This is a genomic window from Streptomyces sp. HUAS YS2 (assembly GCF_033343995.1).
GTDB classification, from domain to species: Bacteria; Actinomycetota; Actinomycetes; order Streptomycetales; family Streptomycetaceae; genus Streptomyces; species Streptomyces solicathayae.
In genome coordinates this window covers 7,719,632-7,738,454 of record NZ_CP137573.1, presented here as the reverse complement: position 1 = coordinate 7,738,454, position 18,823 = coordinate 7,719,632, and the positions used below count along the sequence as shown (strand labels likewise).

General features: G+C 72.7%; 16 protein-coding genes and 1 pseudogene. 3 read left to right on the top strand and 14 right to left on the bottom strand.

Annotated features, from left to right (window positions below; genetic code table 11):
• Nucleotides 1-53: 53 nt before the first annotated feature.
• The 8 genes from R2D22_RS35410 to R2D22_RS35375 form a co-directional block, all read right to left on the bottom strand.
• Nucleotides 54-851: a glucose 1-dehydrogenase gene (locus R2D22_RS35410; RefSeq protein ID WP_318109376.1), complete on the bottom strand. Its 798-nt coding sequence runs from the start codon at nt 849-851 to the stop codon at nt 54-56.
• Nucleotides 848-2,938, bottom strand: coding sequence for an acetate--CoA ligase family protein (locus R2D22_RS35405; RefSeq protein ID WP_318109374.1), 2,091 nt, complete (start codon nt 2,936-2,938; stop codon nt 848-850). Before R2D22_RS35405 ends, R2D22_RS35410 begins: the two co-directional genes overlap by 4 nt.
• Nucleotides 2,935-4,167, bottom strand: a complete 1,233-nt coding sequence (locus R2D22_RS35400) for a glutamate dehydrogenase (protein ID WP_318109373.1) — start codon at nt 4,165-4,167, stop codon at nt 2,935-2,937. The genes R2D22_RS35405 and R2D22_RS35400 overlap by 4 nt, the downstream gene beginning before the upstream one ends.
• Nucleotides 4,164-5,801: a thiamine pyrophosphate-dependent enzyme gene (locus R2D22_RS35395; protein WP_318109372.1), complete on the bottom strand. Its 1,638-nt coding sequence runs from the start codon at nt 5,799-5,801 to the stop codon at nt 4,164-4,166. The genes R2D22_RS35400 and R2D22_RS35395 overlap by 4 nt, the downstream gene beginning before the upstream one ends.
• Nucleotides 5,801-6,958 carry an acyl-CoA dehydrogenase family protein gene (locus tag R2D22_RS35390; RefSeq protein ID WP_318109371.1) on the bottom strand — a complete coding sequence of 386 codons (1,158 nt, stop codon included), beginning with the start codon at nt 6,956-6,958 and terminating at the stop codon, nt 5,801-5,803. Before R2D22_RS35390 ends, R2D22_RS35395 begins: the two co-directional genes overlap by 1 nt.
• Nucleotides 6,959-7,120: 162 nt before the next feature.
• Nucleotides 7,121-7,537 (bottom strand): hypothetical protein, encoded by a 417-nt coding sequence (locus R2D22_RS35385; protein WP_318109369.1) that lies wholly within the window; start codon nt 7,535-7,537, stop codon nt 7,121-7,123.
• A gap of 164 nt (nt 7,538-7,701) precedes the next feature.
• Nucleotides 7,702-9,054: a cytochrome P450 gene (locus R2D22_RS35380; protein WP_318109368.1), complete on the bottom strand. Its 1,353-nt coding sequence runs from the start codon at nt 9,052-9,054 to the stop codon at nt 7,702-7,704.
• 52 nt (nt 9,055-9,106) lie between these two features.
• A complete protein-coding gene (locus R2D22_RS35375; protein WP_318109367.1) occupies nt 9,107-10,132 on the bottom strand; it encodes a phosphotransferase in 1,026 nt (341 codons plus the stop codon).
• Nucleotides 10,133-10,334: 202 nt separating this feature from the next.
• On the opposite strand from R2D22_RS35375, the gene pstS reads away from it, so the two are divergent.
• Nucleotides 10,335-11,459, top strand: a complete 1,125-nt coding sequence (gene pstS / locus R2D22_RS35370) for a phosphate ABC transporter substrate-binding protein PstS (RefSeq protein WP_318109366.1) — start codon at nt 10,335-10,337, stop codon at nt 11,457-11,459.
• A gap of 174 nt (nt 11,460-11,633) precedes the next feature.
• Here the strand turns inward: pstS and R2D22_RS35365 are convergent, their stop codons facing one another.
• Nucleotides 11,634-11,900, bottom strand: a complete 267-nt coding sequence (locus tag R2D22_RS35365) for a hypothetical protein (protein WP_318109365.1) — start codon at nt 11,898-11,900, stop codon at nt 11,634-11,636.
• Nucleotides 11,901-12,003: 103 nt separating this feature from the next.
• Between R2D22_RS35365 and R2D22_RS35360 the strand changes: the two genes are divergently transcribed.
• The gene (locus R2D22_RS35360; protein WP_318109364.1) at nt 12,004-12,852 is read left to right on the top strand and encodes a hypothetical protein; all 849 of its coding nucleotides are present in this window, start codon (nt 12,004-12,006) and stop codon (nt 12,850-12,852) included.
• A gap of 47 nt (nt 12,853-12,899) precedes the next feature.
• Here R2D22_RS35360 and R2D22_RS35355 read toward each other — a convergent pair whose 3' ends face one another.
• The 5 genes and pseudogenes from R2D22_RS35355 to tap all read right to left on the bottom strand — a co-directional run bounded on the left by R2D22_RS35355 (nt 12,900) and on the right by tap (nt 17,180).
• Nucleotides 12,900-13,439: a hypothetical protein gene (locus tag R2D22_RS35355; RefSeq protein ID WP_318110194.1), complete on the bottom strand. Its 540-nt coding sequence runs from the start codon at nt 13,437-13,439 to the stop codon at nt 12,900-12,902.
• Between the two features lie 61 nt (nt 13,440-13,500).
• Nucleotides 13,501-13,713 (bottom strand): annotated as a pseudogene (locus tag R2D22_RS35350) (restriction endonuclease); the annotation flags it as partial.
• Nucleotides 13,714-13,970: 257 nt separating this feature from the next.
• Nucleotides 13,971-14,243, bottom strand: a complete 273-nt coding sequence (locus R2D22_RS35345) for a hypothetical protein (protein WP_318109362.1) — start codon at nt 14,241-14,243, stop codon at nt 13,971-13,973.
• Between the two features lie 73 nt (nt 14,244-14,316).
• The gene (gene tpg / locus R2D22_RS35340) at nt 14,317-14,874 is read right to left on the bottom strand and encodes a telomere-protecting terminal protein Tpg (protein WP_318109361.1); all 558 of its coding nucleotides are present in this window, start codon (nt 14,872-14,874) and stop codon (nt 14,317-14,319) included.
• Between the two features lie 11 nt (nt 14,875-14,885).
• Nucleotides 14,886-17,180 carry a telomere-associated protein Tap gene (gene tap, locus R2D22_RS35335; RefSeq protein ID WP_318109360.1) on the bottom strand — a complete coding sequence of 765 codons (2,295 nt, stop codon included), beginning with the start codon at nt 17,178-17,180 and terminating at the stop codon, nt 14,886-14,888.
• Nucleotides 17,181-17,803: 623 nt separating this feature from the next.
• On the opposite strand from tap, the gene R2D22_RS35330 reads away from it, so the two are divergent.
• Entirely contained in the window at nt 17,804-18,799 is a 996-nt protein-coding gene (locus tag R2D22_RS35330; RefSeq protein ID WP_318109358.1) for a hypothetical protein, read from the top strand.
• The last annotated feature ends 24 nt before the right edge of the window (nt 18,800-18,823 follow it).

Genomic DNA, 18,823 nt, shown 5'->3' with positions numbered 1-18,823 from the left:
GGTCCCGTAGGCACCGCCGCCCCTGCGCGTGGACGACCGACGACCGTCGAAGGCTAGGCGCTCGTCCGGCCGTACACCTGCTTGCCCAGCCACTGGCCGCCGTCCACCGTCAGGCATTCGCCGGTCAGGTACGAGGCTCCGTCGCCGAGCAGGAACAGCGACGCGTTCGCGATCTCCGCCGGGTCGGCGAACCGGCCCGCCGGGACCGTGGCCAGGACCTCCTCGCGGGCCTCCTGGGTGGCCCACAGGGCCGCCCCGGCGCCGGCGGTCTCCGTCGGGCCGGGGGCGATGCAGTTCAGGCGGATGCCCAGCGGGGCGAGTTCCACGGCGAGCGTCCGGGTCATGGCCAGGACGCCGGCCTTCGCCGCGGCCGAGTGGACGGTGCCCGGGTGGCCGTGCCAGGCGTAGCTGGCGATGACGGAGAGGACCGAGCCGCCGGTGCCCTGCTCGCGGAGCCTGCGGGCGACGGCACGGGTGCAGTAGTACGAGCCGTTGAGGACGATGTCGACGACGGCCCGCCAGCCGCCCGGCGACAGGTCGATGCCGGGCACGACGAAGTTGCCCGCCGCGTTGTTGACGAGTCCGTCCAGCCGGCCGAACCGCTCGGCCGCCGCGCTCACCAGCGCGTCCACGGCCTCCGGGTCGCGGACGTCCGTCGGTACGGCGAGGGCCTCCCCGCCGGCCTTCTCGATCAGCGCCACGGTCTCGTCGAGCCGCTCGGCGGTGCGGCCCGCGACGGCGACGCGCGCGCCCGCATCGGCCAGCGCCTGCGCGATGGCGCGGCCGATGCCGCTGCCGCCGCCGGTCACGATGTACGTGCGGCCGTCGAAGCGACCGGACTCCAGGGTCATGACAACACTCCATGGGCGTCGAGGGCTAGCGCGCCGCCCGGGTGGACGAGCAGCGGGTTGACTTCGAGCTCGGTCAGCTCGGGGTGTTCGACGGCGGCCCGGGCGATCGCGCACAGCGCGTCCGCGGCGGCGTCCAGATCGACGGCCGGCGCGCCGCGCCAGCCGGTGAGCAGTGGCGCGTGCCGCAGCGAGAGCAGCAGCTCGCGGGCGCGCGCCGGGGTGAGCGGGGCGAGGGCGAGCGCGGTGTCGGCGAGCAGTTCGGCGGTGACGCCGCCGAGCCCGACCATGGCGACGGGCCCGAAGGCCGGGTCGTACCGCACTCCGACGATCAGCTCGACGGCGTGCGGGTGGGCGGCCATCCGCTCCACGGCGTACCGGCGGGCTCCGGTGGCCGCGCTCATCCGGGCGAAGGCGGCGCGCAGTCCTGCCTCGTCGGCGATGCCGAGCGCCACCCCGCCTGCCTCGGTCTTGTGCGCCAGGCCCATCGCCTTGAGGACGAGCGGGTAGCCGACGCGACGGCGGGCGGCGTCGACGGCGCTGTCGGCGTCGGTGACGAACTCGGCCTCGGGGAAGTCGAGTCCGTGTGCGGCGAGCATCGCCCGGACCGTCTCGTACTCCCCGTCCGTCACGGGCGTCGCCGATGGGTGCCGTGGCAGCGCGGGCGGCGGCTGTGGTGTCGCCCGCGCCTGCCGGGCCGCCTGCGTCAGGGCGGTAGCGGCCTGCTCGATGCGTTCGTAGACGGGTACGCCGTGCTCGCGGAGCACCGTCAGGGCCGGTGTGTCGCGGGCCATCGTGTGCACGACGAGGAGCCGGCCGGCCCGCTGCGCGGCCTCCCCCAGCTCGCGGGCGACCTCGCACTCCTGCCGGGTCTGGGCCGGGTTGGCGGTCGCGTAGTCCCCGAAGTAGCCGGTGAGCACGGTCGCGTCCGTGTCTCCGGCGTCGAGGAGCGCCCGGGTGATGCGGGCGTAGTTGCGGAGGTCCGCCTCCCCCGCGCCGGCGAGGTCGACCGGGTTGCCGCAACCGGCACGCCCCGGAAGGTGCGCGGAGACGGTGGTGCGGGTCGGCTCGTCCAGTACGGGGACGTCGAGCCCGCGGGCGGCGAGCGCGTCGGCCGCGAGCGCGCCCTGCCCCCCGCTGTCGCCGACGACGGCGACGCGCAGGGGCGTCGCGGCCTCGGCAGGACGTGACCTGAAGCGTCCGAGGCGCTCACCCCCGGCCGTCAGCAGCACGGCCGTGTCGACGAGCTCGCCCGCCGAGTCGAGCAGCAGCGCGCCCGTGTCGCGGCACACCGACTCGACCACCGCGCGGGCGCTCACGAGCGCGCCGGTGTGGGAGGCCGCGGCGCGGCCGGACGCCTCGCCGCGGCCGATCGTCAGCAGCAGCACGGGCTTGCCGGCCGCACGGGCGGCGGCCAGCGTACGGGCCAGCCGGCGGCCGTCCCGGAAGTCCTCCACGTACGCGGCGAGGACGCGGGTCGGCTCGTGGGCGATCAGCGCGTCGAGGGCGTCGGCCGCGTCGATGTCGCGCTGGTTGCCCAGCGAGACGAACCGGGAGAAGCCCTCCCCGGCCCGGGCGAGGAGCCGGCCGATCTCGAGCGCGAGGTTGCCGCTCTGCGACACGAGCCCGACCGAGCCGGACGGGAAGTCGCCCCAGCTGAGCCGGAGTTCGGTGGTGGTGTCGACGACGCCCATGCAGTTCGGGCCGAGGAGCCGGCCGCCGTGCGCGGTGACGAGGGCGGCGAGTTCGCGTTCCTCCGCGGGGTCGGCGCCGCCGGAGGTGATCACGGTGAAGCAGCGTGCGCCCGCCGCGAGTCCCTCGACGACCACCGACCGTACCTGCGGCGGCGGCACTGCGACGACGACCTGTTCGGGGACGGTCGGCAGGGAACCGAGATCCGGCAGGAAGGGCAATCCGTCGAGGCCGCCGCCGCGCTGGTTGACGAGGTGGACGGAGCGGCGTGCGCGTCCGGCGAGCGCACCGGAGGCCAGCCAGTAGCCCCACTTGGCGGGGTTGGCGGAGGCGCCGACGACTGCGACGGAGCACGGGTCGAAGAGGCTCGCGAGGGCCTCGGGGGCGGCGGGTCTCATGCGTACCAGCCGAAGCGTTCGGCGATCACCGGCAGCCGGTCGGCCACGACGGCGTGGGCCGCTGCGCGCGGCGTCGTGCCGTCCCGCTCGGCCCGGGTCAGGACCTGTTCGACGAGCGCGCGCATGGAACGCCGGATGTGGGCGAACGCCTCGTCCGGGTCCGCGCCGATGTCGCCGAAGAGGGTCCACCACCACCAGGCGTTGGTGGCGGAGTTGACGACGACGTCGGGCAGGACGGTGATGCCCCGCGCGGCCAGCAGTTCCTCGGCCTCCGGGAGCACCGGCATGTTGGCCGCCTCGACGATCCACCGGGCGGTGATCGCGACCTGGTTGCCGGCGTCGACCGCGTACGAGACGGCGGCCGGGACGAGTACGTCGGCGTCGGCGGACAGCCATGCGTCGCCGGGGAGTTCGCGGTCGCCGGGCCGCAGGGCGGCGCGGTCCACGGTCCCGTACGTGTCGCGGGCGGCCAGCAGGGTTTCGACGTCGAGGCCGTCCGGGTGGGCGATCGTGCCCTTGACGTCGGCGACGGCGACGACCCGGAGGCCGGCGCGGGCCAGGAAGCGGGCGGTGGCCCCGCCCATCGTCCCGAAGCCCTGCACCGCGACCCGCGTTCCGGCGTGCGGGACGCCCGCCCGGTCGAGGGCGGTGAGCACCGACTCGGCGACTCCGCAGCCGCCCGCGAGCTCGTCGAGTCCGATGCCGTCGACGTCCACCGCGAAGGCGTCGGCGAGCCGGCGGCGGGCCGCGACCTCGTCGTCGAGCAGCGGGTAGACGGCCTGGATGGAGGAGACGAGCCCGGCCTCGGCGGCCGCCCGGTCCACGAGGTCCTGGGTGAGGCCGAGGTCCTCGCCGGTGGTCCAGAAGCGCTCCACGTGGGGGCGCATCGCGCGCAGGTAGCGGACGAGGACGCCGTACGCGTCGGGGTCGTGGGGGTCGCAGTCGATGCCGCCCTTGGCGCCGCCGAGCGGGACGTACCGGCCCTCGGGGTTGTAGTGCAGGGCCTCCTTCATCGTCATGCCGCGGGCCAGCCCGGCGACCTCGTCGAGGGTGCAGCCCGCCCGCATCCGCAGCCCGCCACTGGAGACGCCGCGCACGAGCCGGTCGATCACGAGGTGGCCCTGACGTCCGGTGACGTGGTCCGTCCAGGTGAGGGAGATGAGAGGGGTGGCGGCGGGGGTGGGGGTGGAGGCGGGGGTTCCGGTGAGGGTGGTGGCGGGGGTCGTCATCGGGAGGGCTCCTCGGGGACGGTGACGAGGGTGGGTCCGGGGGTGATCAGGGCCGTGGCCAGGGCGTCGGCGAGTTCGCCGGGCGTGCGGACCGCGACACCGTGCCCGCCGTAGGCGCGGGCCAGCGCGGGCAGGTCGACGGTCGGCAGGTCGACAGCCGTGGGAACGTCCCCGCGCGCCGCCATCTCCTCGCGGATCTCCCCGTATCCGCCGTTGTCGAAGACCACGACAGGGAGGGGAGCGCCCAGCTGCGCGGCGGTGGCGAGTTCCTGCACGGAGAACTGCAGGCCGCCGTCGCCGCTGAGGGCGACGACCTGCCGTTCGGGGTACGCGGTCTTCGCCCCGATCGCGGCGGGCAGGGCGTAGCCGAGGGTGCCGAAGCCGGTGGGGTGGAGGTAGCGGCCGGTGGGGCCGATCGGGAGGTGCGGCAGTGCTCCGTAGTAGCAGCACTGGGCGCTGTCGGAGGTGACGACGGCGTCCTCGGCGAGGACGCCGCGCACGGCTCGGAGGTACGGCACCCAGCGCGCGTCGCGGGCGCGGGTCTCGTCGTCGCGGACGGTACGGAGGGCGGAGACGTCGGTGGGGGCGCCGGTAGGGGCGTCGTTGGGGACGTCGGTGGGGGCGTCCGCATCGTCGCTGTCGTGGTCGTAGCAGGCCGTGACCAGGGCGCCGAGCACCACGCGGGCGTCGCCCACCAGCCCGATGTCCGCCGGGATTCCGGCGTACATCTGGGCGGGGTCGACGTCGACCCGGATCAGCGTGCCGGCCGGGGCCGGCAGCGGGCCCCAGATGTCGGACTCGGCCAGCTCGGTGCCGACGGCGAGGATCACCTCGCGCTCCGCGAGCCACTTCCGCACGGCCGGGCTGTGCAACGACACGCCCAGCGACAGAGGATGACGCTCGTCTACGACGCCCTTGCCGTTGGCGGTCGTCACCACCGGCGCGCCCAGCGCCTCGGCGAGCGCCAGGCACTCCGCGGCGGCCGCCCGCGCCCCTCCGCCGAGGACGAGCACGGTGCTGCGGGCCGCCCCGAGCACGGCGGCGGCCTCCGCCAGCGCGGCCGGGTCCGCCGCCGGCGGTCCGGCCGGCGGCGCGAGCCTGACCGGGCCCGACGGCTCGGCGGACTCCAGGAGGTCGAGCGGTACCTCGATGTGCACGGGCCGCGGCCGGCCCGTACGGAAGAGGGTGAAGGCCCGCGCCACCGCCGCGTCGACCTCCGGCACGGACGAGACGCGATGGCTGAAGGCCGCGACGCCCCGCAGGGCCTCGGTCTGGCTGCGCATCTCGTGCAGCAGCCCGTTGGACTGTCGGGGGTGCCGCAGCGGCATACCGGGCGAGACGACCAGCAGCGGCACGCTGTCGGAGTACGCCTGGCCCACCGCCGCCGCTATGTTCAGCAGCGCGGGTCCGGTGGTGGTGAGCGCGACGCCGGGCCTGCCGGTCACGCGCGCGTAGGCGTCGGCCGCGTACCCCGCGCCCTGCTCATGACGCGGCGTCACATGCCGTATGCCGTAAGGGACGAGGTGGCGGTAGATCTCCAGGTTGTGGGTCCCGGGGATGCCGAACGCGTCCGTGACGCCGTGCGCGGCGAGGGCGCGGACGACGGCCTCGCCGCCGGTGAGGGCGGACGTCATCACAGGCCCCGGGCGATGACGAGCCGCATGATGTCCGAGGTGCCCTCCTCGATCTCCTCCAGCTTCGCGTCGCGCATCCACTGCTCCACCGGATACTCGCGCGAGTAGCCCCAGCCGCCGAGCGTCTGCACGGCCGCCCAGGTGCAGTACGCGGCGGTCTCCGAGGCCGTCAGCTTGGCCATCGCGGCCTCGGTGGTGGCGTTCAGGCCGGCGTCGATGCGCTTGGCGGCGCGCCATGTCATCAGCCGCGCCTGTTCGATGCGGGTGCGCATGTCGGCCAGCCGGAACGCGACGGCCTGGTGCTCGATGACGGGCTTGCCGAACTGCTGCCGGGTGCGCGCGTAGTCGCGGGCGTACTCGTACGCGGCCCTGGCCACGCCGGTCGCCGCCGCGCCGAGCACGGTGCGGGAGATGTCGAAGGTGCGCATCAGCCCGTGGAAGCCCTGCCCCTCGTCGCCGAGGCGGTTCTCCTCGGGAACGAAGGCGTCGGCGAAGAAGACCTCACGGCAGACGATGGCACGCTGGCCCATCTTGCGCATGGGCTCGCCGAAGGTGACGCCGGGGGTGTCCTTGCGGAGCAGGAAGGCGGTCACGCCGCGGGCGCGGAGGGAGGAGTCGGTCTTGGCGAAGACGACGTACTGCTCGGCCTCCCCCGCGTTGGAGATCCAGGCCTTCTGGCCGTTCAGGAGGTAGCCGCCGTCGGTGCGGGTCGCCGTGGTCACGATGGACGCGGCGTCGGATCCTGCGCCGGGCTCCGTGGTGGCGAGGGCGGTCATGGGGGTGTCGGGCCCGGTCAGCGGGGTGAGCCAGGTCTGCTTCTGCTCCTCGGTGCCGAGTTCGAGGAGCGGGTCGGCGAAGAAGCCGTTGGAGCAGAGCAGGTTGCCGATGCCGAGGTCGCCGACGCACAGCTCCTCCTGCACCAGGCACTGCGTGAAGACGTCGGTGAAGCCGCCGCCGCCGTACTCCTCGGGGAGCATGAAGCCGGTGATGCCGACCTTGGCGGCCTTGTGCCACAGGTCCCACGGCGTCTCGATGTCGGCCTCGTCCACGGCGCGGGCCCGGGGGCGGATCTCGTCGCGGGCGAAGGTGCGGGTGAGTTCGACGATGCCACGCTGCTCGGGGGTGAACGGGACGAGCTCGGTGGGGAGGTCGGACATGGTGCCTCCAGTGCGGCAACAGATGCTCTAACTGAACCGTCAGTCAGTATCGGGAGGCGTGAGCGACGCTGTCAACGCGTCGGAACCATCTGTTCGGAACGCCCCCCGCGGGACGCGTCGGACCGGGGCGGCATCTACGGCTGCCGACCCGGCCGGACGCCGCTACTTGCGCCGCAGCACCGCCGCCAGGGCGGTGACGGCGACGACGAGCGCGAGCGACGGGAGCGGCAGCAGGACCCCGGGGGCCTCGCCGAGGGCGTCGATGCCGCTCCAGACGGCCACCTGCCAACTGACCGTCCCCACCAGCACCATGGGGCCGACGCGGCGCTCCCCGGAGATCAGCATGCCCGGCCAGAGCACCAGCGGCATGGTGAGCAGGGTGTTCACGACGGCCGCCGTGAACGCCTGGTCCGAGGAGTACCCGGGCGCCTCCCCCAGGGCCGCGGCGGCCTGACCCATCAAGGACAGCCGCAGGGTGTCCGAGAGCACGACGTGCGATGCGGCAACCGCGACGAGGGACACGACGAGCGCCTTCAACAGGCGCGGCAGGAGGGGGGTTCGGGACGACGAGGATGCCATGACGCCGGACTATACACTCAGCGTATACATGCAATGTATAGCCCCCTGCGCTGCAACGGGGTGCCTGGCACGGCCCCGCCAGCGATCATGGACCGGCCCACGGACCCCATGCGTGCCCCCGGCGGGGCTGCCCACGCGGGCCCCGGGGCCACGGGCAGCCGTGGTCAGGCGGTCACCCGTACCCGCAGCGGGGCGCGGAAGGAGAGCAGGCCGAGGATCGGTGGTTCCTCGTCCGCCGCGACGAGTCGGGCGGCCGGCAGCCGGCGCGCGGCGGCCCGGAGCGCCACGGCGGCTTCCGTACGGGCCAGCGACGCGCCGGGGCAGCGGTGCCGGCCGACGCCGAAGGACAGGTGGTGGCGGGCGTTGGCGCGGTGCGGGCACATGCTCTGCGGGTCGGCGAAGACCTCCGGGTCCGAGCCACTGCCCATGAGCATGAGCAGCAGGTGCGCGCCGGCCGGGAGTTCGACGCCGCCGAGCGTCACGGGCCGCGCGGTCACCCGCCGCCAGGAGGTCACCGGCGGTTCGCGGCGGAGCACCTCCTCCACCCACCCCTCGGCGAGACCGGGCTCGGTCGCCGGGCGCGGCCAGAGTCCGGGCTCGGACAGGGCCCGGTGCAGCGTGGTGGAGATCAGCTGTCCGGTGGTGGACTGCCCGGCGATGAAGACGAAGAAGCACGCGCCGACCGCGGTCGCGACGTCGAGCGGCCGGCCGTCGGGCAACCGGTGGCGGGTGAGCGCCTCGACGAAAGAGCCGGGGCGGGCCGGGGCGGCGCTCACGGTCTCGGTGAGCCACTGATGGAACTCGCCCACGAGCACGGCGAGTTCGAGCTGCCGCTCCAGCGCGGGCCGGCCCCAGAACAGCTCCAGCGAGGCGTCGCTCCACCTCACCAGGGTGACGGGGTCGACGCCGTCGATGCCGAGGAGTTCCATCAGGACGCGGCAGGGCAGGATCTGGGCGAAGGACGCGAACAGGTCGCAGGATCCGGTGGCGTCGAGCTGCGCACGAGCGGCATCGAGGAGTTCGCCGGCGATCCGCTCGACGACCGGTACGGCCGCGGCGACGCGCTGCGCGTTGAAGAAGCGGGTGACCACGCGCCGCAGGCCCTGGTGGCTGTCGGTGCCGTTGTTGGCCAGGGCGGGCGGCAGCTTGAACCCGGCCCGGGCCAGCACCCTCAGCACGCCGGTCGGCAGCGGCGTGACGGCGTGCTGCGCGTTGTCGGGGTGGAACACCGCCGGGTCGAGCAGCACCCGGCGGATGTCGTCGTAGTCGCTGACCAGCCACAGCCCCGTGCCCGGGTCCCGGTGCACCGGCGCGTCGGACCGCAACGCGTCCAGCCAGGGGTACGGGTCCCGTACGAACCCGTCCCCGAACAGGTCGAGCAGCGGCAGCGTGGCCGGCACGGAGGCGGCGTCGGGCGCAGCGGCACGGACGCACTCGGCACCGAGCGGGGAACGCTGCGCGGAACCGTGCGGCGGGGCGAGATCGGGCGCGGGCGCGTCCAGGGCCGGGGAAGTCACCGGCGGACGCTAACACGCGGCCGGCCCGCACCCGCCCCGCGTGTGCGCGGCATCACGCAGGCCAGAGGCCCTCCTCGGCGAACAGCTCGCGCAGCCAGCGGGCGGTCGCCTCGGACGTCTCCTTGCTCGCCGCGGACCCGTCCCCGTCCGGCCCGGGGAAGATCCGGCCCCAGGAGCACGCCCTGCCGATGGCGCCGAGCCGGCAGGCCAGGGCGACCGCGCGGCGCAGCTCCGCCTTCGTCCTGCCGTCCCCGGTCCAGGGTTCCAGGTACGCGTCCCGCAGCCGGGGCAACACGTCCGGGCCGTAGCGCACGCGAGCCATCCGGGCGGTGACCAGGAGGCTGGTGAAGGGGTGGGCGACGGCGGCGTCGCCCCAGTCGAAGAAGGCGTACCTGCCGCCGCCCCGGGCGAACACCTGGTCCTCGTGGAGGTCGGAGTGGTCCAGCGAGTCGGCGATGCCCGTGCTCGCGAGCTCCTCGCACCATTCCACGAGCCGGGGCCGCTGCCCGATCAGCGCCCGCCGCTCGGCCGACTCCAGTCCGTGGCTCGTCGCGACGATCTCGTCGAAGACCTCGGGGAGCACGGCCGCGCGGCCGTCGGGGACGCCCATCCCCCGCAGCTCCTCGGTCCTGCCGGTGAGGGCGCGCTGCATCAGGGCGTACTGGCGCAGCGGTTCCTCCCAGGCGCCCGGATCGGCCGGGCCGCGGTCGAGCACGTCGCGAAGGATCGGTCCTCCGTCGGGGAGCAGCGACCAGCCGCGTCCGGCGTCGACGGCGAGTGGTGCGAGGACGTGCGCGGGAACCCAGGTGGCCAGCGCCTGCCCGAGGCCGGCCTCGAAGGCGCTGGCCGCGGGGTTGGCCTTGAACCAGACGATCGCCCCCTCGCCGACGGTGAGGCGCACCAGGACGGACCACGGGCGCAGCCGGACCGCGCGCGGGCCCCGCTCCTCCAGGCCGAGGTCCGCGAGCCGGTCCCCCACCCACCCCAGGGCCTCGTCCTGCCAGGCCGGCCGGTCCCAGGGCGTCGAACCGTCCGGGTAGTCGCCTCGGTCGACGCTCTCCGCAATCTCCTGTCGCATCGGCCCATCCCACCACGCGCCGGCCCGCCGGACCACGCCTTTTAATGGCGCCCGGGGCACCCAAACGTCGCCAGAATGACGACTCCCGTTTCCTTTCGAGCCACCTACCGCGCTCGGCCATCCCCGATCATCGATGCAGCGACCGGCCCGCGAGAGCGACTCCACGGCCGTCCGATCCGCTTGTGTCCGAAGGGAATTCACGGTGCTGCTGCGACATTCGGGGCGGGCCTCCCGCTGGACGGGGGCGGCCGCCGTCGTGGTCGGCTCGCTGGTGCTCTCGGCATGCGGCACGGACGGATCGGCGGACGAGGCCAAGCCGACCTCCACGGCGCCGGTGCCCGACATCGACTGCGCGGGCAGCGGCATGGTGAGCGGCTCGGGCTCCACCGCCCAGCAGAACGCGATGAAGCGCTGGATGGAGCAGTACCAGCGCGCGTGCCCCGAAGTGCGGCTCGCCTACAACCCGCTCGGATCCGGCGCCGGCGTGGCCCAGTTCCGGCGCGGCGCGACCACCTTCGGCGGGACGGACCAGGCACTGTCGGACGAGGACCGCAAGGTCCCCACGGACGTGTGCTCCGGCGGCAAGGCGATCGACATCCCCCTGGTGGGCGGACCGATCGCGCTCGGCTACAACGTGCCGGGGGTGACCGGGCTGGTGCTCGACGCGCCCACCCTGGCCAAGATCTTCGACACCCGGATCACCCGCTGGGACCACCCGGCGATCAAGCGGCTCAACCCCGGCGCGAACCTGCCGGACCTGCCCGTCGTGCCGGTGCACCGGGCCGACGACTCCGGCTCGACGCAGAACCTCAACGCCTACCTGAAGGGCGCGGCCCGCTCCGGCTGGCCGTACCCCGCGGACAAGAAGTGGGCGGCGCGGGGCGGTCACTCCGCGAACGGTTCGGACGCGGTCGCCGCGGCCGTGGCCCAGACCGAGGGCGCGATCGGGTACTTCGAGCTGTCCTTCGCGACGAAGCGGAAGATCGACGCGGTGCGCATCGCGACCGGCGCGCCCGAACCGGTCGCCCCCACGACGCAGAGCGCGTCGGTGGGCATCGCGTCGGCCGAGGTGGTCGGCAAGGACGGCGACCTGGCGCTGAAGTTCGACTACCGGACCAAGGCGCCGGGCGCGTACCCGATCGTGCTGGTGACGTACGAGATCGTCTGCGACACCGGAAACCGGCCCGAGAGCCTGCTCGCCCTCAAGTCCTTCCTCTCCTACGCGGCGAGCGAGCAGGGGCAGCAGGAACTGCACGCGATCCACTACGCCCCGCTGCCCGACTCGGTCGCGGCACGGGTGCGCGCGGTGGTCGAAACCCTGTCCTGAGCCGTCAACCCCCTCTCCCGGGCGGCGGGTTCCGCTCGGGTAGCGTGACCGGGCGCGGCACGGAGCGAGGGGATCGACGCGGATGGCGGAATACGACGAGAGGGCGGGAGCGGTGGCCCGGCGCCGGGCGTTCCGCGTGCTCGCGCCCGCGGCGCTGATCGTGGGGGCGGCCGGCTACGCGGCGACGGAGCTGCTCAACAGCAGTGCCGCCCCGGCCCGGCCGCCGAGCCCGTACGGGTCGCAGTCCGCGCCGGACTGCGACCCGCCGGAGAAGAACCCGGTGCCGGGGATGCGGATGCCCTCGTTGTAGTTGCCGACCTTGGTCTGGTCGTGCCAGAGCATGGCCAGGCCGCGGTAGCGGCCGATGCAGTCCAGGCGCAGTCCGACGACCTCGCTGCAGCGGCGCCCGGTGGCGACGATGGTCTCCCAGATGTCCCGCAAGCCCCGGTCGTTGAGGTCGAGTTTCTCCAGGCGGCGCAGGTCGGTCTCGTCGGTCAGCGCGCGGGCGACGTCGTCGCTGAAGGGGTTGCGGGAGCGTTGTTTGATGCCGGTGCCGCCGAAGGGGATGGCGGTCAGGAAGCCGGTGTCGATGCCGAGGCGCGCTGTAGAGCAGCTTGCGGGCCTGGTTGAAGATGAATTGGCAGCTCAGGTCGGTGACGGTGGGGGGTCGTCCGTCGACCAGGACCATGCCCAGGGACGGCAGGCCGTGGCGGGCGCGGTGGCGCTGGTCGGCGACGAACCGTTCGGCGTGCTCACGGCGCAGCGCGGTGGGGTCGTGGCCGGCGGCGGGGGCGTCGGCTTGGAGGAAGACGCCCAGTTCGACGGCGGCGCGGCGCATCTGGTCGAAGGGGCCTCGAGTGCGGGGGCACTGCGGGGACCGGAGCCATTCGGCAAGGTGGTCCCAGAGCAGGTCGCGCAGCCAGCGCTGGGGGACGGTGGTGATGTCGAAGTGGCTCTGGGCGTTCTTGAAGCGCCGTCCGAAGTGATCGGTCTCCAGGAAGCCGGCGTCCTTGGTGTCCGAGGGACTGTAGTAGACGCAGCGCAGGCCGTTCCCGGTCTCTCTGATGATCTTGCGGACCTCGGAGTCCATCTGCTTGCGGGTCAGGTCTTTGTAGCCTTCGTCGTGCAGGTCCATCAGGGACGTGATGCTGCCTTGCCAGCAGTGTCTGACGAGGTTCCTTATGCCGTTGGTGGTCCACTCGGAACGCTGTGCGGACTGGGCATGGGCATGCAGGCCCCACTGGATTTCGGCTCGCACCAATGGGGGCAGGGCGTGGAGGTTGACCAGTCCTGGCTGCGTGACCGGCTCCGCAGTGGCGCACCAGGTACGAAATGCCTTCTCGTCGCCGTAGGTCACCGGGAGCGGCCGGCCGTCCTTGAGAGGGCCACGTGAGTTGTGCGACCGGGCGTCTCCTGGGCGGTTGTCGATCTTGTACCGGTTCAGGTGCTGCAGGCACAGCCCCAGTGAGGTGCAGGCCAAAACGGGCACTGTGCCGTGCACAGGCCGTAGCCGGGAAGCGGGTGCTGCGTACGGACCCAGTGCTCGAACCGAGTGCGGTCCATGTCGGCGGCCTCGCCGTACTGCCATCTGGTCTGGTGCTGCTGGCACAGCCGGGTGGTGGGACTGATCGCCGGGCGGTCGGGGCAGATCAGGCACCGGCCGTAGTCCACTCCCCGCACGGCGGGCAGAGCGGTGGCTGCGTCCATGAAGGCGCGCTTGGTCTGTCCCGTCCGCTCGGCCTGCTCCCACTCCAAATTGTGCGTGTTGCACAGGTTGTGGCTGACCCGGCGGATGCGCAGGCAGCCGTCAACGGCGCACTGCCAGGCGTAGACCGGGTGCTGAGGCGGGATGAAGATCAGCGTGTCGCGGAAGAGCGGGTCGAATGCGGGGGCTTCGATGAGGGCTGTGAGCAGTTCGAGCCGGTCGCGGCCGATGCGGGTGGTATCGGTGCGGCCGGGCAGCAGCGTCAGCGGGATCACGGCCGTGTCCCCCAGACCTGCTCCAGCGCTGCGGTGAAGACCGGGTCGTGCCGTGTTCGCTGCGGGCGGTGCCGTTGAACTTCTGGAGGTCCGGGCTGCCGACGGTGCGGTGTTTCGCGTAGCGCTTGCACTGCACTACGAGGTTTTGGCCATCCGGCGGCCGGCCCGTCGCGTCGGCGCCCAGGTGGTTTGCTGCACCGACGCGGAGCACTCGGGTGTAGCCGTCCCGGCGGCAGAGTTCGGCGATGTACTCCTCGAACTCCACAGGGCTCATGGCCCAGATGGATTCCAGCGACCGCAGGGCCTGAATCCGTGCCTGCTCCTTGAGTCGGGCTTTCTCCGCCTCCGCCTCCCGGAGTCCGGCCCGTGCCAGAACCCCGGCCACGGCACCCACGCCCAAGACGGCTGACACCACGAGTACCGCCGTGCCCGTTCCCATGCTCTGGCCCTCCCCTGTGTCGCTGTCAGCCGGCAAGTTCCCCATCCACGCAGCGCTCTGTCCCGTGGCCGAGGTATCGGGCGGTCAGGCGGTCAGATCGTGGGAACGGCCGGCTCGGGCCGGCGGAGCTTGCGGGTGATGAAATGCCGCGGAAGTGCGCGGGTGTCGTCGACGTCCTTGGGCTGGTCGTTGCCGAAGCGGAAGGCCTTGGATCGCCTGAGTCTGACGTCGTGGTCTTCGGCCGCCCTGGCCGCGTGCTGGGTGGGGTCGGTGTGTAGGGCCCTGGACAGGAAGGCCGTGCGGGCGTCGAGGGTGCCATCGAGGGGTGCCGCCGCCAGAAGCCAGGACGAATCAGCGTCCGTCACTCGGCTTGCGGCTGCTCGGCGGAGCAGTGGCGTGCGCTGCCCCGGTGTTTCCAGGGCCCTGGGAAGGAGGGTTCTACAGGTCGAACTCAAGGTGCTGGATGTCGGTGAAGCGGACCTCTTCGAGGGTGCCGGCGCGGCGGCCACTGTCCTGGAAGTAGACCTCCTTGAGCGCCTTGGCGGCGATCTCCTTCAGTTCGCTGTCGGGGGCGCCCTGTTCCTGGGCGTCGAAGAGGCGGGCGGCGTACTGCGGTGGCAGGGCGACGGTGAGGTGGCGGACGCGGTCCTGGTCGGTCGTGCCGACCGGGGCGGTGTAGCCGAGGCGGGCGCGGGTGTCGATGACGATGCCGGCGGTGGTGGCGGCGTTGTGGCGGGCCTTCGCCTTGATCTGGGGCTGCCAGCGGTGTGTCACTTCCGCCTCCAGTCGGGCTGCGAGGCGGGGGCGGGGGGTTTTGGCCTGGCCGGCGACGTAGCGTTCGACCTGGCGTTGGGAGATCGCGAGGAGTTCTGCGACGGCTTGGGTGCTCTTGAGCTGCTTGACGAGATAACGCATCCGCGCGCCCGCGGACCTCGGGATGGGGCGGGTGAAGGCCCGTTGGACTGCTTTGTCCAGGCTGTCGCCGAACATGCTCATCGCGCTCTGCCCTACTCCCCGTTGTCCTGGTCTGTGACGGTGCCGTCCTTGATGTACCGGGCGAGGTTCAGTTCGGGGGCGTCGAACCGGTCGCGCAGGCCTTCGCCCCACAGCACGCTCTGGGTTCCTTCGTGTTTGACCATCCCCGGGGAGACGCCGAGGCGCCAGCCGCCGGGGAGCGGTTTGCCTTCGCGGTAGGGCAGGAAGTCCAGCGGGCTCGTCCCGTCGACGGCGTAGACGGCGCAGTCGGAGAGGATCGCGATGGGGTACTGCCCGGTGAACGCCGCGTGCTTGACGATCTTGCGGTGCATGTTGACACGGGTCCGGGAGATGACGGCGGCGCGGATGTCCGGGCGCCACGTGGGCCGGGCGAGCGAGCGCCACGGCTCGCCCGGCTTCCAGCCCTCGCCGCGGGGGCGTTCGCGGAGCTTGCCGATGCCGCCCTTCACGGTCGCCTTGATCGCGGACACCACGATCGCGAGTTGCGGGTCGCGTCGGCGGTAGCCGTCCATCGCCGCCAGGAACTTTTCCGGGCTCGCGTCGGCGGACACGCCGAGGTCGGCCATCGTCGCGATGTACGCGTCGCGCAGCCGGTTGTACCAGCCGTCCAGGTAGCGGCCGTTGTCGTACCGGATGTGGGCCTCGAGGGGGGCGACGTCGTAGCCCAGCTCCTGGGCGTAGGCGACCGTCGGGGTCGCGTACCAGGCGGGGCCCTCGGGGCGGTGGCCGGTCGGGGTGAACGGGCTCGGCAGCAGGCTGGCGTCCAGGTCCACCCAGTTCTTGCCGGACTTCACGCGGGACAGGTCGATGTGGGAGAGGTCGACCAGCCAGCTGCCCGGGAGTTTCGGGTCGAACACCGGGTTGTCGACATGCGTCGGCGCGCCGAGGCCGACGATCAGGCCGTTCGCGCCGGCGGCGAAGGCCATGTTCACGTCGATGCCCACCAGGTTCCGGCGCAGGCACTCGGCGTCGGTGAGTTCCCGGGCCCAGTCGTAGGCCTCCTCGAGCAGAACTTCGGCCGGGGTGCGGCGGTGGAAGCGCGGGAGGTCCGCGAGGAGAGGGTGGCCGTCGGGGGCCTCGCACGGGGCGCAGTCGACCGGGTCCTTGCCCAGGCTGCCGGGGTTGTGCTCGGAGTGCCGCTTGCCCGTCGCGTCCGGCTCGGAGGCGCGGGTGGGCGGGTGCAGGGCGGTCATCAGCTCCAGGCCGGTCACGGCTGTGGACCCGCGCGGCGTCGTCACCCGCATGGCGTACACGCCGAGGAGATGGGCGAGTTCGGCCGGGGGAAGGCCGGCCGCGTCGGCCCAGTGCCGGGTGTCGAGCGCGTTCCACGACGGGAGGCACAGCTGCACGCACCGGCGTGTGCCGGCCTGCGCGGGACGGTAGATCCGGGCCCACGGGCCGAGCCCGCGTTTCGTCAACCGCCAGTCCTGGGCGGCCAGCTGCTTCACCGCCTTGTGGCCGTCGGTGAGCCGGCCCGCGAGCTGCTCCTCCTTCGAGAGGGCGGCCGGCAGGCCGTAGCGCTCGCAGGCGGCCGCGGTGAGCACGAGCAGCGGGTCGGCGTCGCTGCCCGATCCGTTCAGTCTCGGCGCGCCGAGCCGTGCCTCGGTGAGCGCCCACTCGACGAGCGAGGCGAGCGACGTGGCGGGCACGTCCAGGACCAGGCCGCCCACGCCGTACGCGACCACCTGCCCGGTCGTGTCGGCGTCGACGACGAGGAGCGGCCCGTTCACGAACCGCTCTTCGGTGCCGTCACTCACAGCAGTGCCGGCCGGGGCCGCGGTCCGGCGCGACGCCGACGTGCTCCTGGGGGTGTCCGCCGGAGACGGCACGGCCTGTTCGGCAGGGGCGGTGGGAGCGGGGGTGCTCTGGGGGTTCTCGAGTTCAGTCCTGGCAGCAGCGTCCCGGAGCGGACTGGCGGACAGGGACCGCGCGTCTGTCGGCGGCGTTGGACCGGTGAAAGCGTCCGGGGCCGCCGTGCTTTCGACCTCGACAACGGGCAGGTCGGCTCCTGGGGGCGGGAATCGCTCCGCGAGGCCCTCCAGAAGCCGGGCGTATGCAGCGCGCTTCGGCGGCCGGGGCTCGGTCTCCCCGGACTCCCAGTTCCCGATGGTCTCCCGCCGGGTCTTCAACGCCTTCGCGATCTGCTCCTGGCTCAGACCGGAGGCCTCCCGAAGACGCCTGCGCTCTTCGGGCGTTGGAAGGTCATCCTGGGCGACCTGCTCCAGCAGCGCATCCACGGCGCCGAACAGCTCGTTCTCAGTGGACACCCGGTTCACCTCCACGACCACCCTACACCGATCACGCATTGGAATTAGCATCGAATCGCACGCAGATTACCCAGCTCGCGTAGTATCAGAACGCTGTCCGGATCGGACGGGTACGGGTCGTCTTCATGGACGCGGGCGGAGGCGGGGACTGACGGGTGTCGCAGCGGCCAACCGTTGCCGGAGAGAAGTCGCGTTGCAGCGCAGCGCCTCGGCAACGGTTAAGGCCCAAGGGCTGTGACCAGCGAGAACCTCTCGTCGATCGGCGCAGACAGGTGCAACACATATCATCGTCAGCTCGGTTCTCGGTTGAGGGAATGCAACCGCTCCCGGTTCGGCCATTGTGTGAATCGCATCGCCGGTGGTCCCCCGGCGTAGAGCGACAAGTCCCGTGCCTCTGGCGCGGGTTGCGTGATTGGAGATCCTGTTGGACCGGCCCCTGCTGCCTCTGAGATCGACTTCGGTGTTTCCGCTCTCGCTGCTCGCCGGCTTGGCGGCAGGCGGGCTTACGGTGCTCGCGGGGGAAGGAGCGCCGCGCAGGATACTCGCGGCTCTCGCCGTCACGGGGCCGGCGGTGCCCGTCCTCAACCGCGTCATCGACACCGAGTACAGCCATGGCCAGCCGCCGGCGCCCATGCGCGCTGAAGGTGGGAAGGTGCGGGGGAATGGGTGAGCTGCGGCCGTTGGGGGACGATCTCAACGACGCCTCGCGGGCCCTGGCCGAGGCCATGCGGGAGCTGTTCGAGGGCTTGCACGTGTCCGTCCGCCGGTACGCGGTGCGGCGTCATCGCGATCCCGGCACTTTCTCGCGCTACCTGAATGGAACCCGCTTACCACCGTGGCAGGTGATCAACGACCTCTTCGCGGATCTCGCCGAGCACCGTGGAACGGCGGTCACCACCGAGGCCGTCGAGTTCGTGCGCAGGTTGTACGCGTCGGCCGTGGATGCCGCCCCGTCCCCCAAGCGCGCGGTGGAGATTCTGGAGCAGCAGTTGGCTGATGCCGACCGGGCGTCTGGGTGGTCCAGCGTCCGTGGCGACGTCCTGGGCGACGCACTGCTGGATCGGACGGAGCGTATCGCCGACCTGCAGGCGCGTCTCAACCAGTTGGAGGCCGACCGTAGTGCCGAGCCCGCCGGTCCAGGCGGTGAGGAGATGACCGAGGACCTTCGCCGACACGTGCTTGTCGTGGGCGCACAGTGCGCGGACGCAGGCTGGCTGGACCGGCTGGAAGAAGCTGCCCGCGGTCTGCACTCGGTGCTCACGGATCCGGCATTCGGTGTGTGCGTCGCACGCACCGGCGAGCATCCGTCTCTCCTGGCGGGCGCAACGATCGCGTCCGATGACATCCGCCGAGCTGTCCGCGAAGCCGTACGCCGGGCCGGGGAAGAGAATGCCGTGCTGGTGGTGGCGATCCTGGGCCACGGCTTCACTCCCACGCGCGGGGCCGATCTGTACTACATGGCCGCCGACTCGACAGGCACCGCAGGGTCCGCGATCAACGTTCGGCAGCTACTCCTCGAAGCCGTCGACGAGCCGGGAGTCGAGGGCATCATCGCCCTCATCGACACCAATCACGCGGCCAGCGCCATGCCGGACTCGCGAAGCCTCGCCGACGGGCTACGGGAAGGCCGCACCCGCTGCGGCCGGAGCCGGCGCTGAGGGCGCGTTGGCGCCGTCGGGGGT

Excerpts from the sequence above, each read along its gene's own strand:
- R2D22_RS35410 (WP_318109376.1), bottom strand. The coding sequence starts at position 851 with ATGACCCTGGAGTCCGGTCGCTTCGACGGCCGCACGTACATCGTGACC.
- R2D22_RS35405 (WP_318109374.1), bottom strand. The coding sequence starts at position 2,938 with ATGAGACCCGCCGCCCCCGAGGCCCTCGCGAGCCTCTTCGACCCGTGC.
- R2D22_RS35400 (WP_318109373.1), bottom strand. The coding sequence starts at position 4,167 with ATGACGACCCCCGCCACCACCCTCACCGGAACCCCCGCCTCCACCCCC.
- R2D22_RS35395 (WP_318109372.1), bottom strand. The coding sequence starts at position 5,801 with ATGACGTCCGCCCTCACCGGCGGCGAGGCCGTCGTCCGCGCCCTCGCC.
- R2D22_RS35390 (WP_318109371.1), bottom strand. The coding sequence starts at position 6,958 with ATGTCCGACCTCCCCACCGAGCTCGTCCCGTTCACCCCCGAGCAGCGT.
- R2D22_RS35385 (WP_318109369.1), bottom strand. The coding sequence starts at position 7,537 with ATGGCATCCTCGTCGTCCCGAACCCCCCTCCTGCCGCGCCTGTTGAAG.
- R2D22_RS35375 (WP_318109367.1), bottom strand. The coding sequence starts at position 10,132 with ATGCGACAGGAGATTGCGGAGAGCGTCGACCGAGGCGACTACCCGGAC.
- R2D22_RS35360 (WP_318109364.1), top strand. The coding sequence starts at position 12,004 with ATGCCGGTGCCGCCGAAGGGGATGGCGGTCAGGAAGCCGGTGTCGATG.
- tpg (WP_318109361.1), bottom strand. The coding sequence starts at position 14,874 with ATGAGCATGTTCGGCGACAGCCTGGACAAAGCAGTCCAACGGGCCTTC.
- tap (WP_318109360.1), bottom strand. The coding sequence starts at position 17,180 with ATGCGTGATCGGTGTAGGGTGGTCGTGGAGGTGAACCGGGTGTCCACT.
- R2D22_RS35330 (WP_318109358.1), top strand. The coding sequence starts at position 17,804 with ATGGGTGAGCTGCGGCCGTTGGGGGACGATCTCAACGACGCCTCGCGG.